At 45.3% G+C, this 17,498-nt stretch carries 19 protein-coding genes, 1 pseudogene and 1 riboswitch; of the genes and pseudogenes, 9 read left to right on the top strand and 11 right to left on the bottom strand.

Annotated elements, in window-relative coordinates; all coding sequences use genetic code 11:
* Window positions 1–132 precede the first annotated feature (132 nt).
* Complete coding sequence (locus tag NYE53_RS05980; RefSeq protein ID WP_326211270.1) at window positions 133–819, top strand: 2-phosphosulfolactate phosphatase; 687 nt, start codon at window positions 133–135, stop codon at window positions 817–819.
* Entirely contained in the window at window positions 816–1,574 is a 759-nt protein-coding gene (locus NYE53_RS05985) for a phosphosulfolactate synthase (protein WP_327828994.1), read from the top strand. Before NYE53_RS05980 ends, NYE53_RS05985 begins: the two co-directional genes overlap by 4 nt.
* A 44-nt stretch (window positions 1,575–1,618) precedes the next feature.
* Here NYE53_RS05985 and NYE53_RS05990 read toward each other — a convergent pair whose 3' ends face one another.
* From NYE53_RS05990 to NYE53_RS06020, 7 genes and pseudogenes are all read right to left on the bottom strand, one after another.
* Window positions 1,619–2,248 carry a YitT family protein gene (locus tag NYE53_RS05990; protein WP_009966972.1) on the bottom strand — a complete coding sequence of 210 codons (630 nt, stop codon included), beginning with the start codon at window positions 2,246–2,248 and terminating at the stop codon, window positions 1,619–1,621.
* A gap of 95 nt (window positions 2,249–2,343) precedes the next feature.
* Window positions 2,344–3,459: a mandelate racemase/muconate lactonizing enzyme family protein gene (locus tag NYE53_RS05995; RefSeq protein ID WP_339247750.1), complete on the bottom strand. Its 1,116-nt coding sequence runs from the start codon at window positions 3,457–3,459 to the stop codon at window positions 2,344–2,346.
* A gap of 8 nt (window positions 3,460–3,467) precedes the next feature.
* Window positions 3,468–4,736 carry an MFS transporter gene (locus tag NYE53_RS06000; protein WP_339247752.1) on the bottom strand — a complete coding sequence of 423 codons (1,269 nt, stop codon included), beginning with the start codon at window positions 4,734–4,736 and terminating at the stop codon, window positions 3,468–3,470.
* Window positions 4,737–4,847: 111 nt separating this feature from the next.
* Window positions 4,848–5,697: pseudogene (locus NYE53_RS06005) on the bottom strand (GNAT family N-acetyltransferase).
* Between the two features lie 5 nt (window positions 5,698–5,702).
* On the bottom strand, window positions 5,703–6,152 hold the full coding sequence (locus NYE53_RS06010; protein ID WP_021479578.1) for a GNAT family N-acetyltransferase: 450 nt from the start codon (window positions 6,150–6,152) through the stop codon (window positions 5,703–5,705).
* Window positions 6,153–6,242: 90 nt separating this feature from the next.
* The gene (locus NYE53_RS06015) at window positions 6,243–8,081 is read right to left on the bottom strand and encodes a bifunctional homocysteine S-methyltransferase/methylenetetrahydrofolate reductase (protein ID WP_339247754.1); all 1,839 of its coding nucleotides are present in this window, start codon (window positions 8,079–8,081) and stop codon (window positions 6,243–6,245) included.
* Window positions 8,082–8,170: 89 nt separating this feature from the next.
* A riboswitch (SAM riboswitch) is annotated at window positions 8,171–8,288 on the bottom strand.
* Window positions 8,289–8,394: 106 nt separating this feature from the next.
* Window positions 8,395–8,886 carry a YajQ family cyclic di-GMP-binding protein gene (locus NYE53_RS06020; protein ID WP_003233034.1) on the bottom strand — a complete coding sequence of 164 codons (492 nt, stop codon included), beginning with the start codon at window positions 8,884–8,886 and terminating at the stop codon, window positions 8,395–8,397.
* A 98-nt stretch (window positions 8,887–8,984) separates the two neighbouring features.
* Here NYE53_RS06020 and NYE53_RS06025 point away from each other — a divergent pair, with 98 nt between their 5' ends.
* A complete protein-coding gene (locus NYE53_RS06025; RefSeq protein ID WP_015252384.1) occupies window positions 8,985–9,881 on the top strand; it encodes a S1 RNA-binding domain-containing protein in 897 nt (298 codons plus the stop codon).
* Between the two features lie 52 nt (window positions 9,882–9,933).
* Here the strand turns inward: NYE53_RS06025 and NYE53_RS06030 are convergent, their stop codons facing one another.
* From NYE53_RS06030 to NYE53_RS06040, 3 genes are read right to left on the bottom strand one after another with little or no spacing between them, the layout of a single operon-like run.
* Window positions 9,934–10,518: a sporulation delaying protein family toxin gene (locus tag NYE53_RS06030; protein ID WP_339247757.1), complete on the bottom strand. Its 585-nt coding sequence runs from the start codon at window positions 10,516–10,518 to the stop codon at window positions 9,934–9,936.
* Entirely contained in the window at window positions 10,515–11,444 is a 930-nt protein-coding gene (locus NYE53_RS06035) for a sporulation-delaying protein SdpB family protein (RefSeq protein WP_124059708.1), read from the bottom strand. Before NYE53_RS06035 ends, NYE53_RS06030 begins: the two co-directional genes overlap by 4 nt.
* Entirely contained in the window at window positions 11,429–11,965 is a 537-nt protein-coding gene (locus NYE53_RS06040) for an SdpA family antimicrobial peptide system protein (RefSeq protein WP_015383323.1), read from the bottom strand. Before NYE53_RS06040 ends, NYE53_RS06035 begins: the two co-directional genes overlap by 16 nt.
* Before the next feature lie 177 nt (window positions 11,966–12,142).
* Between NYE53_RS06040 and NYE53_RS06045 the strand changes: the two genes are divergently transcribed.
* The 4 genes from NYE53_RS06045 to nprB all read left to right on the top strand — a co-directional run bounded on the left by NYE53_RS06045 (window position 12,143) and on the right by nprB (window position 15,139).
* Complete coding sequence (locus tag NYE53_RS06045) at window positions 12,143–12,490, top strand: PadR family transcriptional regulator (protein ID WP_339247760.1); 348 nt, start codon at window positions 12,143–12,145, stop codon at window positions 12,488–12,490.
* Window positions 12,487–13,074 (top strand): hypothetical protein, encoded by a 588-nt coding sequence (locus NYE53_RS06050; RefSeq protein WP_339247762.1) that lies wholly within the window; start codon window positions 12,487–12,489, stop codon window positions 13,072–13,074. Before NYE53_RS06045 ends, NYE53_RS06050 begins: the two co-directional genes overlap by 4 nt.
* 19 nt (window positions 13,075–13,093) lie before the next feature.
* A complete protein-coding gene (locus tag NYE53_RS06055) occupies window positions 13,094–13,387 on the top strand; it encodes a DUF3784 domain-containing protein (RefSeq protein WP_003233021.1) in 294 nt (97 codons plus the stop codon).
* A gap of 135 nt (window positions 13,388–13,522) precedes the next feature.
* Entirely contained in the window at window positions 13,523–15,139 is a 1,617-nt protein-coding gene (gene nprB / locus NYE53_RS06060; protein WP_339247763.1) for a neutral protease NprB, read from the top strand.
* A 46-nt stretch (window positions 15,140–15,185) separates the two neighbouring features.
* On the opposite strand, the gene NYE53_RS06065 is transcribed toward nprB, so the two are convergent.
* Entirely contained in the window at window positions 15,186–16,037 is an 852-nt protein-coding gene (locus NYE53_RS06065; protein WP_003245785.1) for a DegV family protein, read from the bottom strand.
* Between the two features lie 137 nt (window positions 16,038–16,174).
* On the opposite strand from NYE53_RS06065, the gene NYE53_RS06070 reads away from it, so the two are divergent.
* Both NYE53_RS06070 and NYE53_RS06075 read left to right on the top strand, forming a co-directional pair.
* Window positions 16,175–17,017: a YitT family protein gene (locus tag NYE53_RS06070; RefSeq protein WP_003245017.1), complete on the top strand. Its 843-nt coding sequence runs from the start codon at window positions 16,175–16,177 to the stop codon at window positions 17,015–17,017.
* A gap of 18 nt (window positions 17,018–17,035) precedes the next feature.
* Window positions 17,036–17,491, top strand: a complete 456-nt coding sequence (locus NYE53_RS06075; RefSeq protein ID WP_339188952.1) for a BsuPI-related putative proteinase inhibitor — start codon at window positions 17,036–17,038, stop codon at window positions 17,489–17,491.
* Window positions 17,492–17,498: the final 7 nt, after the last annotated feature.

The raw sequence follows: 17,498 nt of genomic DNA on the forward strand, positions 1-17,498 counted from the left end.
GACTATTCATTTTTTGCATAAAGGTTCAGGGTTTTTAGGGGCTGCGCCCGCCTAAAATGAGGTGCGGAACCATTAAGAGCCCGGCTGAATATGCTTTTTAGCAAAATGGTTTTATGCCCAAGGAGAGGTAGTATGCCGATTGCCATTTATCAGGGGCATCATCATTCGCTTGCCCCGGCTGATATTAACATCGTCATTGATGTCATCAGAGCCTTTACGGTCGCCCATTATGCGTTTATCGGCGGGGCGAAAGAGATTTTGTTGGTCCGGACAGCTGATGAAGCCTTTGCGCTGAAAGACACCTATCCGGATTATGTTTTGACGGGAGAGGAAAAGGGGGTCGGTATTAGCGGATTTGATTTAGATAATTCTCCAAAACGTATGGCTGGGCAGAATATGGCGGATAAAAGCCTGATCCAGAAAACAACAAACGGCGTCACAGCAGCATTGGGGGCGCTGAACGCAAAGCATCTGTTCGTAACTGGATTTTCCAATGCCAAAACAACGGCACAGCATGTGAAAAAGCTCGCCGCAAACGATTGTGTCATAAACATTGTGGCTTCCCATCCATCCGGTGATGACGATATGGTGTGTGCGGAATATATCAAAGGCATCATTGAAGGGACAAATGCGGTAACGGCTGAGGAGGCGATTGAAAGAATAAAAGGCTCTTCTGTTGCGGAGAAATTTTTTGACAGCCGCCAGCCATTGTTTGATTCGGAAGACATCGTTTACTGTACAAAAGAACTGACGGGCGATTTCGTGATGAAAGTGAAACAAGATGGAGAAGTTCCAACGATAGAGAGGGTCATAATATGAATGATTTTTCACTAGAATTGCCAGTGAGAACAAACAAGCCGAGAGAAACCGGGCAGTCCATTTTAATTGATAACGGCTATCCCTTGCAATTTTTCAAAGATGCGATAGCCGGAGCGTCCGACTATATTGATTTTGTGAAATTCGGCTGGGGCACATCATTACTTACGAAAGATCTTGAAGAAAAAATCAGCACACTGAAAGAACATGACATTACATTTTTCTTTGGCGGCACACTGTTCGAAAAATACGTAAGCCAGAAAAAAGTGAATGAATTTCATCGGTACTGCACCTATTTCGGCTGTGAATATATTGAGATTTCAAACGGTACGCTCCCGATGACAAATAAGGAGAAAGCGGCTTTCATTGCCGATTTTTCTGATGAATTTCTTGTGCTCAGTGAGGTGGGCAGCAAGGATGCGGAATTAGCAAGCCGGCAAAGCTCTGAGGAATGGCTTGAATATATCGTTGAGGATATGGAAGCGGGCGCGGAAAAAGTGATTACAGAAGCCAGAGAAAGCGGAACGGGAGGGATCTGTTCCAGCAGCGGCGATGTCAGGTTTCAAATTGTTGACGACATCCTTTCCTCGGATATTGATATCAACAGGCTGATTTTTGAAGCGCCTAACAAAACGCTTCAGCAAGGGTTTATTCAAAAAATCGGGCCGAATGTGAATCTGGCCAATATTCCATTTCATGATGCCATCGCGTTGGAAACGCTACGTTTAGGGCTAAGATCCGATACCTTTTTTCTGTAAAATAGCGGCTGCGGGGCTCTCGTCGTGAAGAGAGCCTCTGCCTATTATTTTTTATGGCGGTACATAGGCGTGAGATAGGGAAGTGAGGTCAGGCGGATGTTGTAGATGAAGTCGATGACTCTTGTCGATATCACCTGGCATATGAGGGCTTGAATGACGATGCCCCAGTCAATAATAGACGCGGTGACCATAAAAATGATGCAATTCATGATGAGCAGGATCGTTCCAGGATTCCCGCCGCGGTAGATAGAAATCATCAGAGCAAGGGCTCCGAATCCTCCGTTCGAAATTTTATATTTGTATAAAAGTCCGATGCCGAGTCCCAATAACACTGCGCCGCTTGCCAGATCAAGCCACAGATTAGATGTGATATCCGGAAAAACCGCATCAAAGATCAATACCGAGACAGAGGTGACGGTGATAGAAGCGAGGGTGCCGGTGAATGTTCTCATCTCCAGCCATTTTAAAGCGGTAAAAAGCATTGATACATTCACAGCCCACACTGAAAATCCGTGGGGGATTTGAAACAGATAATGCAATAGCACCGCAATACCTGCTGCACCGCCTGTCGGAATATCATGCGGAAATAAAAACAAGGACATGCCGAGTCCCTGTAGTACGCCGCCTACGACAATCATAAACGTAAGTTTTGCTTTCATCAGCAGTTCAGCCATTAAGTCATTTGCTCCTTTATGAAAAGACTTGTCCGCTGTTTTCATTTTATGAGGCTGTCCATTATTTATGTCTCAAAATAAAGAAATGGCCCAGCTTAATATGCTGAGCCATCCCACTTGTAGCGATTGACGATCTCCATATTGATCTCTGTTCCAATGCCTTTTCCTTTCGGGATGTGGACCATTCCTTTTGAAGGCTGCAGGCTGACGAGATCTGTAAAAGGATTCTCCATGACGTCCCACTCGATCGGTTCAATGTGATCGTTCTTCATTTTAGACCATGGGGGCAGACAGGCTTGTGCAAATAAAGCATAGAGCCGTGAAAGTGATCCGTCATATGCATGGGCGGATGCTCTGACGCCAAAATAACGCGCGAGCTGAAGGCAGTCCCGAAACTCATCAATTCCGTTGACATGCATGACATCGGGCTGAATGATATCCAAACAGCGCTGTGAAAGGAGAGGCATAAATTGCGCCGGGCCTTTCATGTTTTCTCCACCGGCAACAGGAACAGACAAACGGCTTCGAAGCATAGCGTAATCCTGCGGCTGATCAAAGGGCAAAGGCTCCTCAAGCCAGCCAATGTTCGTCCATTCGGAGAAATAGCGCTCCCATTTAAAAGCCACAGCGGCATCGTAGCTTTGGTTTGCGTCCAGAATCATCGTAATGGAGCTGCCTGCTGTATGCTGCAGCGCATTGATGTGCCGGACATCCTCTTTGAATGAAGTCCCGCCAATTTTGACTTTGATTTGCTCAAAACCTTTTTTTAACTGGGCTTCAACATTGGAGACTGAGCGGCTGATCCATTGCGGGGAGTCTGAGTACGATTGAAAAGACGCGTACACAGGAATCTCCTCTCTGTATCGCCCGCCCCATAATTCGCAAACCGAACAATCCGCAGCTTTGGCTGCAATCTCTGTCAGCGCCATGCTTACAGCGGAGGCCGCCCGCTGGTGCCATTTTTGAATCGTGCGCACTAATGACAGGCGGCTGCCAGCCTGTTTTCCTAATAGAAATGGGATGATCCGCTTCGTAAAACCGACATGGAGAGCAGGGAGCCAATCAACGCATTCTCCCCAGCCGTCTATCCCGCTTTCGGTGATAATCCTGATGAGATAACAAGTCCGATATCGTTTAAACCCATTGGCATCTCCGTATGGCTTTTCTAATCGGTGAAATAGCGGAAAGGTTTCAATCCGTACAATTTTCAAACTGGGTGCTACCTTTCCTCAGCGGGCTGGAGCCGATTGCCAGCCATTTTAGGGTCTTCTTTTTCTTTTGTTTCTTCATTGTTTTGCTTCACATGGATGAGCATCATCACAAGAATCCCGACAACGAGAGTCAATCCCGAGATGCTTAAAAACATGCCGGGTCTGGACCATTGCATCAGGCGGCCGAAAATCGGAGGACCGATCGCTACCCCTAAGAAACGTACAGAGCCGTACAGCGAGGTGACAAATCCCCGTCTTTCTTTGCCGACAGCCCCGGTAATAAAACTGTTCACACAAGGAAGGACAAGACCTGAGCCGATACTGCTCAGTACAAGAACACTGATAAAAAGGACAAGATTTTCAATGAATGACAGTGCCCCGTAGGATACGGTCATGAACGCCAATCCAAGTACGATCAGCTTTTTCATTAACGATTGCTTTTGCCCGATTTTGCTTCCTGTTGTATAGGACGTCACACACATAACCAAAAGCGGGATCGCTAAAATTAAGCCTTTTTTCACGCCGTCGGTGTCGTATGTTTTTTCAAGAACATCTGAGAGATAAAACAGGATGCCGAATAAAGTAAACAAACAGGTCGCACCGGCTAAATAAGCGGTAAACAGCCATCTGCCTTCATGTTTAAAGACACTTAACAGCCCTTTTGCATATTTTCCGATTGGTGGCGGTTCTTTTTCCTTTTTCTTTTCTTTAATAAAAATCCAAGTCAGCACGATCGAAATGATACAAAACACAGGGAAGGCAAAAAACGCGCCATACCAGACAAGCAGGGCGATCAGCGAGCCAATGATCGGCGATAGCACTTTCCCCATGCCGTTTGAAGCTTCAACAAGGCCGAGCACCTTGCTCTCCTGGGCGCCTTTAAACAGATCTCCCGTCAGTGCCATGGCAATTGGGCCGGTTCCGGCTGCCCCGATTCCCTGAAGCGCACGTCCTGCCATGACCCAAGGAAAGGCATGATCAAAAAAACCTGCCGCAAACCCGGCTAACAAACCGCCGGCACCATACAAAATTAAGCAGGGAATAATGATGACTTTCCTTGAGAATCGGTCTGCGAGATAACCGACAATCGGAATCGCAAATGCTGCAATCAAGGAAAATACTGTGATCACGAGACTGACTTGAAATTGTGATAAATGAAGTTCAGATTTCATTTTTGGCAAAATCGGAATAAGCATCGAGTTTCCTAGGGTTAATATTAAAGGGATTGAACCGATTGCTACAATCGTCATTCCGTTATTTTGTTTTGATGATTCCATCTCAGAGCACACTCCTTTTCTTCTGCTTAGAATGTCCCTGATGGCTTCGTTTATTCAGTGATCAGACAGCAAAAAACCGAACAGAAGATACCTGTTCGGGAAAAAAGAGGGTTAACCGAGAGCCTGTGAAATCAAAGCATATAAGTGTCCATTTTGAATAGGCGCTTTTTTCTGGATAGAACAAAAGCGGAGGTTCATCATCTTTATGAAATCCCATTTCTATCAGGCTGTCATGCAGAGACGTGTGTTCACTCGGTATATCGATTCGCATCGGCCCGTGTTTGCCGGCCGCCAGCCTGTTAATTATTTGTGCTGCAACATCTGATGATGGAGCGATGATGGGGCCGAATTTCAAATTGGCCGGTGTCTGTACAGAAAGTCCGTAGCCAATTAGCTGTCCGTCATGATTTCTGGCGATGATACATTCGCATGAAGCAGAAATAAGCTGCTGCAAAAGGTTTGATCGATCTCCGCCAAAGGCTTCCAGATCCGCCGCGGTTAAGTCGTGAAAGTCTTGTTCTCTAAAGGATGTCAGTTCAGCATCAAGCTTTTTTGTATAAGGTTGAAAACTGTGACAGCTGTACTTTCGCACTGAACCTGCCGTATGAAAACCTGCTTTTTCATAAAGCGGCAAACCTTCTTTTGTGGCGCAAAGCCTGATGGCGGTGTTTTCACCCGTTTGGGTGATACAGGCGTCTACCATACGCCGGCCGAGGCCGAGCCGTTGATATTCTTTGTCCACGATCACGAGGCCGATAGAAGCAAGCCGGCCAAACAAAAACAAGCCGATGCAGGAAATAATATCACCGCTGACATTTTGATAGCCGTAAAAGCGTCCTTGCTGGACAAGCAGTGCTAGCTCTTGTTCGCCGTAATCCGGCCACCCGGCTTGCCTGCAAAGCCGCAATAGACTAGGGATATGTTCTTCATGAAGCTTAATCAGCTTATCGATTACCCTCATACAGATCACCTGCTTGTTTCGAGTTTTTTATACATGATGATATGAGTGCCTATGCCGGGAATCTCAAACGGTTCGCCGAGTACTTCCCACCCAAGCTTTGAATAGTAGCCTTTCACATGGCTTCTGGCATTGCACCAGACTGCCTGAACGCCGTTCTTTGCCAGTTTCTCTTCCGCGTGTTTGATCAGCGTGCTCCCGCCTTTTTGATCGCGATATCCTTCAAGCGTTGCCATGCCTCTCAGCCGATATGCTGGGGATTCTGTTATTAATGGCTGATTTTGCGGGGAAAAAGAAGCGATGCTGATCAGCTTTCCTTCAAAAAACGCGCCGAGATGAAAGGAGCCTTTTGCATGATCCTCTTCATATTTGCATTGTTCAATGGATTGATGGGGGCGCAGAATGCGGTGCCGGATTTCATATGTATCTTCCGCGGAAATGGTTTTGACTTCGAGCATAATGTTCCTCCTCATGACTGTTTTTCTATATCGTAACACGAATCCCGTTGAAAAAGACCGCCCGATTGGATCAGACAGTCTTTTAAGGGATTAATGCAAAAAGATATTTTGGCGCTGCTCATCTTTTTGCTGAATATATGAAGTGAGCTCAGCGGTTAAGTCAGATCTGAGGAAAGGCGTTATCAAGTAGATGCCGTTAAACAGCTCGCATGCCGTATCCAGCAGGGAGCGTGCAATCGCAAGGCCTTCCGCCTTTTGCTTTTCTTTATCTTCACCGGCATGGGCCATTTTTTCGCGAATCGTATCAGACAGCTTAATGCCGGGAATTTCATTATGGATGAATTCGGCATTCCGGCTGCTTGTCAGCGGCATGATGCCGATATAGATCGGCGTCTTCAGATGTTTTGTTTCGTTATGGATATCGACAAGCTGCTGCTCGGAATAGACAGGCTGAGAAACAAAATAATCTGCGCCGCAATCTATTTTTTTCTCAAGCCGTTTTACCGCTTTATCCAGATGGCGGACGTTAGGATTAAATGCGGCGGCAACTGAGAAATTCGTTTTCTTGCCGAGCGGTTTTCCAGACAGAGACAGACCTTCATTGAATTGTTTAATCAGCCTGATTAAATCAAAAGATGTTAAATCATATACAGACGTCGCACCAGGAAAATCCCCGATTTTAGAAGGGTCACCTGTAATAGCAAGCACGTCATTCAGCCCTAACGTATCAAGGCCCATTAAATGTGACTGTAAGCCGATAATGTTACGGTCACGGCACGTAATATGGACAAGGGAACGCATATCGAGCTGCTGCTTGACAAGGGCGCCGCAGGCAACATTGCTGATCCGCGGGGTCGCCAAAGAATTGTCGGCGAGTGTCAGGGCATCGATTCCCGCTTCTTTTAATTCAGCCGCCGCCGATAGAAATTTGTCAAAGCTTAGCTTTTTCGGCGGGTCCAGTTCTACGATAATAGAGCGTTTTTTCGACGCGATCTCATCCAGGCCGGGCTCGGTTCGCTCGTGATGAACAGAAATGAATTCTTTCGCCCGGGTTTTGACTTCTTTTTCCGTAATCGGAGCCAGCCCGCCAACTGCTTCCGCCATCGCCCTGATGTGATTCGGCGTTGTGCCGCAGCAGCCGCCGATAATCCGCGCGCCTTGCTTACGGAATTCTGACGCGCTGTTTTGAAAATACGTGTCGTCTGTTTCATAGACAAGCCGTCCCTCTTCAAGCGAAGGAAGACTGCTGTTCGGATAAACGGATAAGAATACGTCATCAAAAATCGGCACTTCGCTGAGCGCTTCAATCATGTGATAAGGGCCGAGGCGGCAGTTAATGCCGACAATATCAGCTCCGAGATCCGCAATCGAGCGCAATGCGTCACAAAGCGGCGTTCCGTCCTGCAATACGCCTTGCTCGTGCATGGAGACATTGAGCATAATCGGAAGATCAGTCTCTTTGCGCGCGATTTTCAGCACTTCACGGGCTTCTTCCAAATCATAATACGTTTCTAACAGCAAGCCATCCGGCTCTTCATGCAGCAGCAGGTACAGCTGCTCGCGGAAGCTGCGCTTAATTTCGTCAAGACTGTACGCGTTTTTATTAAATGTGCGTATGCCGCCCATCGTTCCAAGCACGTATGCATCGCCTGCTGAAGCCCGCGCGATCTTTACGGCTTCCTGATTCATTTTTTTGATGTCATCCTCAAGCCCGTGTCTGGATAATTTAATATAGTTGGCCCCGTACGTATTCGTTTGAATAATGTTGGCTCCCGCTTCAACGTACGCTTTATGTATGCGCTGAATTTCCTCCGGCTTTGAAATATTGAGCTCCTCAAAACACCTGTCAATGCCATAGGAGTAGAGGAGCGTCCCCATGGCGCCGTCACCGATTAACACCTGTCTTTGCAAATCTTCTAAAAGTCCCATTGTCTGCCTCCTTTATTCACGTCAGCAAGGAAAAAAGAGAAATAAAAAAAGTCCTCTTAAGAAGAAGACTTTGTCAGTGATTTTGTCTCTTCTTATCTTCCAAGCTGTTCGAGCTTGCTGGATTTAGCACCTTGGTCATGGCTGATCGCCATTACACCGGTTGCTGAAGCTTCGTCGGGCCAGTCCCTCTGCTTCTCTTGATAAGAACGGATATGAAATTTTCGTGTCAGGAAGTGCCAAAAGATACCTGGCGTTTTTCCCTTTCTCCAAATTTACCGAAAATAAAGACAATAATCAATAGGAATCAGAAAATTTATCTGAAATTTATAAATTGAACGTCAATTGGCAGATCTGCTCCCCGCACAGCTGAGATAATCTGCTGCAGGTCATCTTTGTTTTTTCCGGTGACACGGACTTGATCATCCTGCACCTGAGACTTTACTTTCAGTCCGGAGTTTTTGATGATCGTATTGATTTTTTTTGCGTTGTCCTTGTCAATGCCTTGAACAAGCTTTGCACGCTGGCGTACCGTTCCGCCTGACGCGTTTTCAACCTTGCCGTAATCAATGTTTTTTGTCGGTACGTTTCGTTTAATCAATTTGCTGACCAGCACATCTTTCAGCTGGCTTAATTTGAATTCGTCATCAGAAACGAGGACCAGCTCCTCTTTATCTAAAGAAATGTCGCTTTTGCTGCCTTTAAAGTCGTATCGGGTACTGATTTCCTTCAGTGCGATTTGGATTGCGTTTTGCACTTCAGGCAATTCCACCTTGGATACAATATCAAATGAGCTTTCTTTTGCCATATGAAAACCTCCATAACATTTAACTTATGTGTTGATTATAGTAGAATAAAGAGAAACTTCCAACAGAACAAAGAATCAATTTGTGATGGTTGGAAAAAATGTTAACAAAATCCGCAGAGAATAAGCGGAACAGGAAGGACGATAGCATGAGACCAGGGCAGCAATTAACCTTGAGTATAGATCACCAAACCGACTTCGGTTACTTTTTAACCGATGGGGAAGATACGATTCTCTTACATAACAGTGAAATGACTGAGGATATCGAGGACAGAGACGAAGTAGAAGTCTTTATATACGTAGACCAGCAGGAAAGGCTTGCGGCCACGATGAAAATTCCGGTCATCAGCGCGGATGAATATGGCTGGGTTGAAGTGGTGGATAAAGTGGAAGATATGGGCGTTTTCGTTGATGTCGGTTTATCGAAGGACGCACTAGTCGCAACTGAGCATTTGCCGCCGTACGAAGATGTCTGGCCGCAAAAAGGGGACAAACTTTACTGTATGCTGAAGGTGACGAACCGGGGGCGCATGTTTGCGAAACCAGCGCCGGAAGATATCATCAGCGAACTGTTTACTGACGCTTCAGAAGATCTGATGAATAAAGAGCTGACAGGTACGGTGTACAGGCTGATCGCATCGGGTTCATTCGTGATCACGGATGACGGTATCCGCTGTTTTATTCACCCGTCAGAAAGAAAAGAGGAGCCAAGACTCGGTTCAAGAGTCACAGGCCGGGTGATTCAAGTGAAAGAAGACGGTTCAGTCAACTTGTCGCTGCTTCCAAGAAAACAGGATGCAATGTCAGTTGATGCTGAGTGCATTCTAACGTATATGAGAATGAGAAACGGTGCCATGCCGTACAGTGACAAAAGCCAGCCTGACGATATCAGAGAACGTTTTAATATGAGCAAAGCCGCCTTTAAACGCGCGCTGGGCCATTTGATGAAAAACGGAAAAGTGTATCAGGAAAATGGATGGACATACGAGAAAAAATAGCATGAAAACGGCTCGCCTGCAGCAGACTGCGGAGCGAGCCGTTTTTTTATGTCTAGTTTAATTCATCAACCAGCGTTCTGATTGCCATTTCGCGATCCACATTGTCTGAAATCGCAATCGGCGTAATATCAATGGCGAGAATGATCAGAATCAGGGCACCTGCTGCAGCAACATAGGAAACATAATAGAAATAGTTAGCGGTATCAACAGTGTTGACAAGCTCGGCCTGAACTCTGGATGTATCATCCTTAGAAGCGGCGATTTCCTTTGCAGCTTCTACTTTTTCTTCAACGATTTGACCTGCTTTTTTCAGCAGTTCATCGACTTTCAATGCATCTTTGCTGTAAACAGCTTTCTTCAGGTTATCAAAAAAGTCAGCATCCTCTTTTTTAATATCAGCGACAACCTGATTGGCAAAAGCCTTTGCCTGTTTTGTGTTGAGTTTGTCTGTCATCGCTTTATTAAAGACCTCTGGAAGCTGTTTGCCAACTTCCCCTTGGCCAAACACAAAGCCTTTAAAAATTTCCTCACCTGAATACTCAAGCTGCTTTGCCTGTGCCACACTTTCTTGCTGCTTCACCAAAAACACAGTCGTCACCAATACAACCGACAAAAATACTAGAAACGCCTTCTTCAAACTGAAACCTCTCCCTTCTTGTGTTTTTTATTCCACAACAGTCTGCGAATATATGTAAATTGAATCGTGGAATCGATAGGAGTGAGATACAATATCAAAATGCCGGCCATGATAATCGAAAAACTGATAAGGCCTAGCATGATTGCAAAAATCTCATGCATAAAAACAGCGATGATCAAAATCAATCTCCAATGCTTCTTCGGCGCAAACAGCGCCGCGAAGATGACAATTTGAACCAGCAGCGTTCCCCATGTCGGAATCACCACGAACGGACTTGTTACAATTGGCTTCGTTAACGCCTGAAAAAAGCCGTTGAAGCCTATGGTTTTTTCCTGGGCGAAATAATAGACGGCCGTTCCGTCCACCCATTCCTGCTGAGACAGCTTAGCGACGGTAGAGTGAAAATAAAGCACCGCCACTTGGATTCTGATCACAAAATAAGAAATAAAAGCTGTTATTTTTCCAAGTGTTCTTTTGCCCTCTATAGGTCTCGTACTCCAATGCCATTTTCTCGGATCGGTCAGCGTGATGGGAAGCAATAAAAAGGTCATGACGGCTGCTGCCTGCTCGCCTCCGTCGATGACGATCAGCGATGACTGCAGGCTGTAACTGACATACCAATGCAGAACCCCGGTGATTCTGGGGCGCCAGCCAATGACAACAAGCACCAGAATGACAATGCAGACCCACCTGAAAAGATTTAACATCATATAGTTATTTTCGCCGAGGCAAAAGAGACTGAGATTCATTTTACAAGCTGGATAGCTGCTGATCCCGCTGGCTGGCTTCATAATGAGGCTCGGGTGATTGATGAGCAGCGTCAGCAGGCTGGATAGCGCAATGATGCTTCTCGCGAGACCGTATACATTTGTCCACGGGTTTCTTTCGTCCCATCTGGTGATGGTCTGTTTTATGTTTTCGAGCATGAGATCACAACCTTGACTATGCTTTTTACCTGATAAGACGAAGGGGTGTATTTAGAATAGCTCCAAGGAACAATATCCTCTTTCGTCAAATAGTAGCTGCCACAAAGCAGCGGGCGGGGAGCGGGTGTTTTTAATTGCACGGTTTTGGCTTTGCTTTTGCATGCGCCGAGGTCCTTTTCTTTACATGCTGTCCACTGTTCCTTGCTGACTTGGCTGTAGATCACGCCCATTTCAACGCCTTGTGACCGCCCATATCGATACAGGCCGAATAGGTTGTCAGCCCTCATATTGGGCCATCTGACCTTAGCGCTGGCATTTTCAGCCTCATATAAGCCGATTGCAGTATCACGCGGATTTTTGCTAAAAAAGCCCCAGCCCTGAGGGAGGATGCTGGACATGAGAAATTTGGAGTCCTTTGTCAGCGGAATCGGGGTTGTCCCTAAGCTGCCAATAATAGAAAACAGAAATAGAGAACCCCAAAGGATTGAAAAAATGACAAAAAATGATATCGATTTCTGCATTCGACTGCTCCTTTTAACCTGAAGAATCGTTTTTACACTTTTCATAATATAAAAACATTTATGTAATAAAAAGGTTAAAAAGTATGAGAAATTCCATTTTTGTTAAAAGAAAAAACAGGACATTTTACACTGCTATATGTGATTGATATATAGTGTTTTTTTCGATATATTTAAACCATGAAAACGAATCAAGTTAATGACCGCTGGATTGTTCAATTTCGAAAAGGGATTTTCGAGCTGGCCATCCTATCCCTTCTGCGTTCTAAACCGATGTACGGTTATGAGCTGACGTCATCCTTAAAAACCACCTCGGCGCTGGCTATTTCAGAGGGAGCGATTTATCCGATTTTGAAACGTATGACCGAGAAGGGATGGATCGAATTTTTTTGGGAAGATTCACTGGACGGCCCGAAAAGAAAGTATTACAAAATGACGCAAAAAGGAGAAGAAATGTTAAAAGAACGGCTGGAGAAATACCTGGAAACCCATCATGCCTTACTGTCTTTATCGGGGGATTTGCTATGAATGGACAGCTTATCATTGACCGATACATGGAGGAACTAAATGCAGAGCTGGCGAATATGCCTGATGTAGAGAGAGAAAACGCTATCGACGAATTAAAGGGGCATATCACCGCTTTCGTTCAAGACAGAATCAAAGCCGGCCTTAGTGAAGAGGAACTGCAGAAAGCTGTTGAATCTGAATTTTCTCATCCGAAGGAGCTTGCCGAATTGATGATGGGTGATGGGGGAGAGACGAAAAGGAGGAGGTCTTTATTGGGCAAAAGCTGGCTTTCGGTCCTTCTCATTGTCACGATTATCGCCCTGCCGCTGCTGCCGTCCGACTTCAGACATCTGCCGCTGGCTGTTTATTTAATGGTGCTCGCCGGATATGTATGGAAGCGGAAAAAAATGATGATGTTTGCAGGTGTCAGAAAAAACAAAATGCGCTCTCAAAAGGAGATTGTTACGATTTCGCGAGTCGGTGCGGTTTATCTGCTGTTTTTAGCAGTGCTGCTTCTTTTGAGCCCGTTCCTCAATGCGCTTGTCGTCCTGCTGCTGATTGCAGTAAGCTGCGCCGCTTTTTTTCTTTTTCTTAACATCAAGTAATCTTGTAGGAGGCTGAAAGATGGAAATCAGCATCAATTATCTATTAATTGTCATCGCGCTTTTATTCTTTGTGGTTGCCTATTTTGTCGGAATCAAAAAACAAACCTGGATGCTGGCTGGGTTTAACGAGGCGCGTATACGGGATAAAGACCGGCTGGCCAGAATAGCAGGCTACTTTTTCTTGAATTCCGGTTTGTTCATTTTGCTGAATAGTTTTATCTCATTTCAAGGTCAGGAGCAGCTCATACCTCCGCTTATACTGGCATATGGAGCAGGGGTTATTATTTATGTCAATAAAAAATTAGTAGAGTAGAAAAAGAAGGGCAGAGCGAAATATCTCCGCCCTTCTTTTTTGGGAAAATAAGAACGAAGCACCACATACAAGTTTTTGTATTTTTGATAGGATGAAGAAAAATGTTAGATTCCAAAATAGGAAGGATGTGGTGTTTTGCGCAACTTGACTAAGACATCTCTATTACTGGCCGGCTTATGCACAGCCGCCCAAATGGTTTTTGTAACACATGCCTCAGCTGATCAAAGCATCAAATACGACCATACGTATCAAACCCCTTCATACATCATCGAAAAGTCATCGCAGAAGCCGGTACAAAACACAACCCAGAAAGAATCGCTATTTTCCTATCTTGACAAGCATCAAACGCAGTTTAAGCTCAAAGGGAATGCGAACAGCCATTTTCGCATTTCGAAAACCATAAAGGATCCAAAGACAAAACAAACGTTTTTTAAATTAACGGAGGTTTACAAAGGAATTCCGATTTACGGCTTTGAACAAGCGGTCGCGATGAAGGAAAACAAACAAGTGAAAAGTTTCTTTGGAAAGGTGCATCCGCAAATCAAGGACGTCTCCATCACACCGTCTATTTCTGAGAAAAAAGCAATACATACAGCAAGGCGTGAGCTCGAGGCTTCCATTGGAAAAATCGAATATCTTGATGGGGAACCAAAAGGCGAATTATATATCTATCCATACGACGGTGAATATGATCTCGCCTACCTTGTGAGACTCTCGACATCTGAACCTGATCCTGGCTATTGGCATTATTTCATCGATGCCAAAAACGGAAAGGTCATTGAGTCCTTTAATGCCATTCATGAAGCGGCAGGTACAGGAATCGGCGTATCAGGTGATGAAAAAAGCTTTGAGGTCACAGAGCAAAATGGGCGCTTTTATTTGGCTGACGAAACAAGGGGAAAAGGGATCAATACGTTTGACGCGAAGAACCTGAACGAAACCTTGTTTACGCTTTTGTCTCAACTGATCGGGTATACGGGCAAAGAAATAGCCAGCGGCACGTCCGTATTTAATGAACCTGCGGCTGTAGACGCACACGCAAATGCGCAAGCCGTTTACGATTATTACAGCAAGACATTTGGCCGTGATTCTTTTGATCGAAACGGAGCAAGAATTACGTCTACCGTGCATGTCGGCAAACAATGGAACAATGCTGCGTGGAACGGTGTCCAGATGGTATACGGGGATGGAGATGGTTCGAAATTTAAGCCGCTGTCTGGATCGCTCGACATTGTCGCGCATGAAATCACACACGCAGTCACACAGTATTCCGCCGGTCTTTTATATCAAGGAGAACCCGGTGCATTAAATGAGTCCATTTCTGACATTATGGGCGCGATGGCTGACCGTGATGATTGGGAGATCGGCGAAGATGTCTATACTCCTGGTATTGCAGGAGATTCATTGCGGTCATTGGAGGACCCATCTAAGCAGGGAAATCCAGATCATTACTCGAACCGCTACAAAGGAACAGAGGATTATGGCGGAGTCCATATCAATTCGTCCATTCACAATAAAGCAGCTTATCTTCTTGCAGAAGGAGGCGTGCACCACGGTGTACAGGTTGAAGGGATTGGGCGTGAAGCAAGTGAACAAATTTACTATCGGGCTTTAACATATTATGTAACGGCATCTACAGATTTCAGCATGATGAAGCAAGCGGCGATTGAAGCTGCCAATGATTTATACGGTGAAGGCTCGAAGCAATCAGCTTCAGTCGAAAAGGCGTATGAGGCTGTCGGAATTCTATGAGCAAACAAAAACAGTCAGACTCTGTGTCCTGACTGTTTTTGTTTGCTCATTTTCTTAAAAAGAATATCGCCAGTGTACCTGGACCGGCATGCGAGCCGATTGCTGAACTGATTGGATGCATAATGATTTCTTTCGGCTTGAACGCTTCCTCAATCAGGTGTTTCATGTCCGTGGCTTTTTCTTTGTTCGCGGCGTAGCTGATCCCGACGGTTTGATTGCTCCAATCATCCCCGCGCTCTTTCATAAGCTCGATGATCCGTTTGAAAAGTTTCTTCTGTCCGCGGATTTTTTCCAGTGGCACAAGCTTGCCGTCCTCCATCTGAAGCAACGGTTTAATATTCAACAGGCCGCCGACAAAAGCGGACGTTTTGGATATCCGGCCGCCCCTCGCGAGATATGTTAAATCATCAACGGTAAAAATGTGTTCAAGCTGGCTGCAAAAGTTCTTTACAGACGTTTCAATTTCTTGTATTGTATTCCCGTTGATACAGAGATCGGCAGCATGCCGGACAGCCAGACCGTATCCTAATGAAGCGCATTTGGAATCAATGACCCGCAAATCGAAATCGGGGAATTCCTCCTTCACTTCATTGGCGATCATTACAGCTGTCTGATACGTGCCGGAGAGACCTGAGGAAAAGGCAATGTAAAGAGCGGGATCACCTGTTTCGGCATATTGCAAAAACACATTTTTAATCGTTTGCGGTGAGGCTTGGGACGTCTTAGGCGTTTCTCCATTTTGCATCGCTTCAAATATTTGATCCGCATGAATTGTGACTGCATCTTCGAATTCTTTATCGCCGAGAGAAACCCTGAGCGGAATAAAGCCAATGCCTTTTTCTTCAAAATAAGAACGAGGCAAATCAGTAGCGCTGTCAGCGATGAGATGAACTGTCATATTGCTTCCCTTCTTTCCGTTATCGCTCGTTATCATGAGAGTTAAGCCAACTATATCATATTAATTTGCCAAAATCGTGTTCAAATATTTGTTTTAAGGGAAAACATAATAAAGAAGAAAGAGCGGAGGAACATGCCATGGTACTAGATCAAACAAAAAAATTACTCATCGTCATCATCGGCGCTTTACTCAATGCTGCCGGGCTGAACTTATTTTTGATTCCGGCAGATGTATATGCCAGCGGATTTACAGGTGTTGCCCAGCTTTTATCAAGCGTCGTTGATCAATATGCCCCCTTTTACATATCGACGGGAACGCTCTTGTTCCTCTTAAACATCCCGGTCGGTATTTTAGGTTGGCTGAAGGTCGGCAAATCGTTTACGGTTTACAGCATTTTAAGTGTCGCACTCACTACTCTGTTTATGGGGATCTTGCCGGAAACAAGCTTATCACATGACATTTTGCTGAACGCGGTGTTCGGCGGCGTCATTTCCGCAGTCGGTATCGGCTTAACATTAAAATACGGAGCTTCGACAGGCGGGCTTGATATCGTCGCCATGGTACTTGCAAAGTGGAAGGATAAACCCGTCGGCACGTATTTCTTCATTCTGAACGGGATTATCATCTTGACGGCAGGATTATTGCAAGGTTGGGAGAAAGCATTATATACCCTGGTTACACTATATGTGACAACGAGGGTGATCGACGCCATTCACACTCGCCACATGAAGCTTACGGCAATGATCGTGACGAAAAAAGCGGACGAAATCAAGGAAGCCATTTACGGAAAAATGGTGCGCGGCATCACAACTGTTCCGGCAAAAGGAGCTTTTACGAACGAACAGAAAGAAATGATGATTATCGTCATCACGAGGTATGAACTGTACGATTTAGAAAAGATCGTCAAAGAAGTTGATCCGAAAGCATTTACGAACATCGTTCAAACGACAGGGATTTTTGGTTTCTTTAGAAAAGACTGACGAAAGCAGGTGGAAGTCGTGAAACGGCTGCTTGTGATGCTCCTCCCCGTGCTGCTTTTGATAGGCTGCGGGAAAGATGAGCAGACAGAACCCGATAAGGAGGTATCAGGCGAAATGGAGAATCAAGAGGTTGTTTTATCTATTGACGCAATTCAGGAGCCTGAACAAATCAAGTTTAACATGTCGCTGAAGAACCAAAGTGAACGTGCTATTGAGTTTCAATTCAGCACAGGGCAAAAATTTGAACTTGTCGTGTATGATTCTGAGCACAAAGAAAGATACCGTTATTCGAAAGACAAAATGTTTACGCAGGCTTTTCAAAACCTGACGCTTGAATCTGGAGAAACATATGATTTCTCTGATGTGTGGAAGGAAGTCCCTGAGCCCGGAACCTATGAGGTAAAGGTGACATTTAAGGGCAGGGCGGAAAATCTCAAGCAGGTTCAGGCTGTTCAGCAGTTTGAAGTCAAATAAGAGGCTA

The organism is Bacillus sp. FSL R5-0523, from assembly GCF_037975295.1.
GTDB classification, from domain to species: domain Bacteria; phylum Bacillota; class Bacilli; order Bacillales; family Bacillaceae; genus Bacillus; species Bacillus subtilis.

What these genes read in the sequence shown, in the direction of transcription:
- NYE53_RS06040 (WP_015383323.1), bottom strand. Translation starts at nt 11,965, where the DNA reads ATGCAGAAATCGATATCATTTTTTGTCATTTTTTCAATCCTTTGGGGT.
- NYE53_RS06050 (WP_339247762.1), top strand. Translation starts at nt 12,487, where the DNA reads ATGAATGGACAGCTTATCATTGACCGATACATGGAGGAACTAAATGCA.
- NYE53_RS06000 (WP_339247752.1), bottom strand. Translation starts at nt 4,736, where the DNA reads ATGGAATCATCAAAACAAAATAACGGAATGACGATTGTAGCAATCGGT.
- NYE53_RS05985 (WP_327828994.1), top strand. Translation starts at nt 816, where the DNA reads ATGAATGATTTTTCACTAGAATTGCCAGTGAGAACAAACAAGCCGAGA.
- NYE53_RS06025 (WP_015252384.1), top strand. Translation starts at nt 8,985, where the DNA reads ATGTTAACAAAATCCGCAGAGAATAAGCGGAACAGGAAGGACGATAGC.
- NYE53_RS06045 (WP_339247760.1), top strand. Translation starts at nt 12,143, where the DNA reads ATGAAAACGAATCAAGTTAATGACCGCTGGATTGTTCAATTTCGAAAA.
- NYE53_RS06010 (WP_021479578.1), bottom strand. Translation starts at nt 6,152, where the DNA reads ATGCTCGAAGTCAAAACCATTTCCGCGGAAGATACATATGAAATCCGG.
- NYE53_RS06015 (WP_339247754.1), bottom strand. Translation starts at nt 8,081, where the DNA reads ATGGGACTTTTAGAAGATTTGCAAAGACAGGTGTTAATCGGTGACGGC.
- NYE53_RS06020 (WP_003233034.1), bottom strand. Translation starts at nt 8,886, where the DNA reads ATGGCAAAAGAAAGCTCATTTGATATTGTATCCAAGGTGGAATTGCCT.
- NYE53_RS05980 (WP_326211270.1), top strand. Translation starts at nt 133, where the DNA reads ATGCCGATTGCCATTTATCAGGGGCATCATCATTCGCTTGCCCCGGCT.
- NYE53_RS06065 (WP_003245785.1), bottom strand. Translation starts at nt 16,037, where the DNA reads ATGACAGTTCATCTCATCGCTGACAGCGCTACTGATTTGCCTCGTTCT.
- NYE53_RS05990 (WP_009966972.1), bottom strand. Translation starts at nt 2,248, where the DNA reads ATGGCTGAACTGCTGATGAAAGCAAAACTTACGTTTATGATTGTCGTA.
- NYE53_RS06055 (WP_003233021.1), top strand. Translation starts at nt 13,094, where the DNA reads ATGGAAATCAGCATCAATTATCTATTAATTGTCATCGCGCTTTTATTC.
- NYE53_RS06035 (WP_124059708.1), bottom strand. Translation starts at nt 11,444, where the DNA reads ATGCTCGAAAACATAAAACAGACCATCACCAGATGGGACGAAAGAAAC.
- NYE53_RS06070 (WP_003245017.1), top strand. Translation starts at nt 16,175, where the DNA reads ATGGTACTAGATCAAACAAAAAAATTACTCATCGTCATCATCGGCGCT.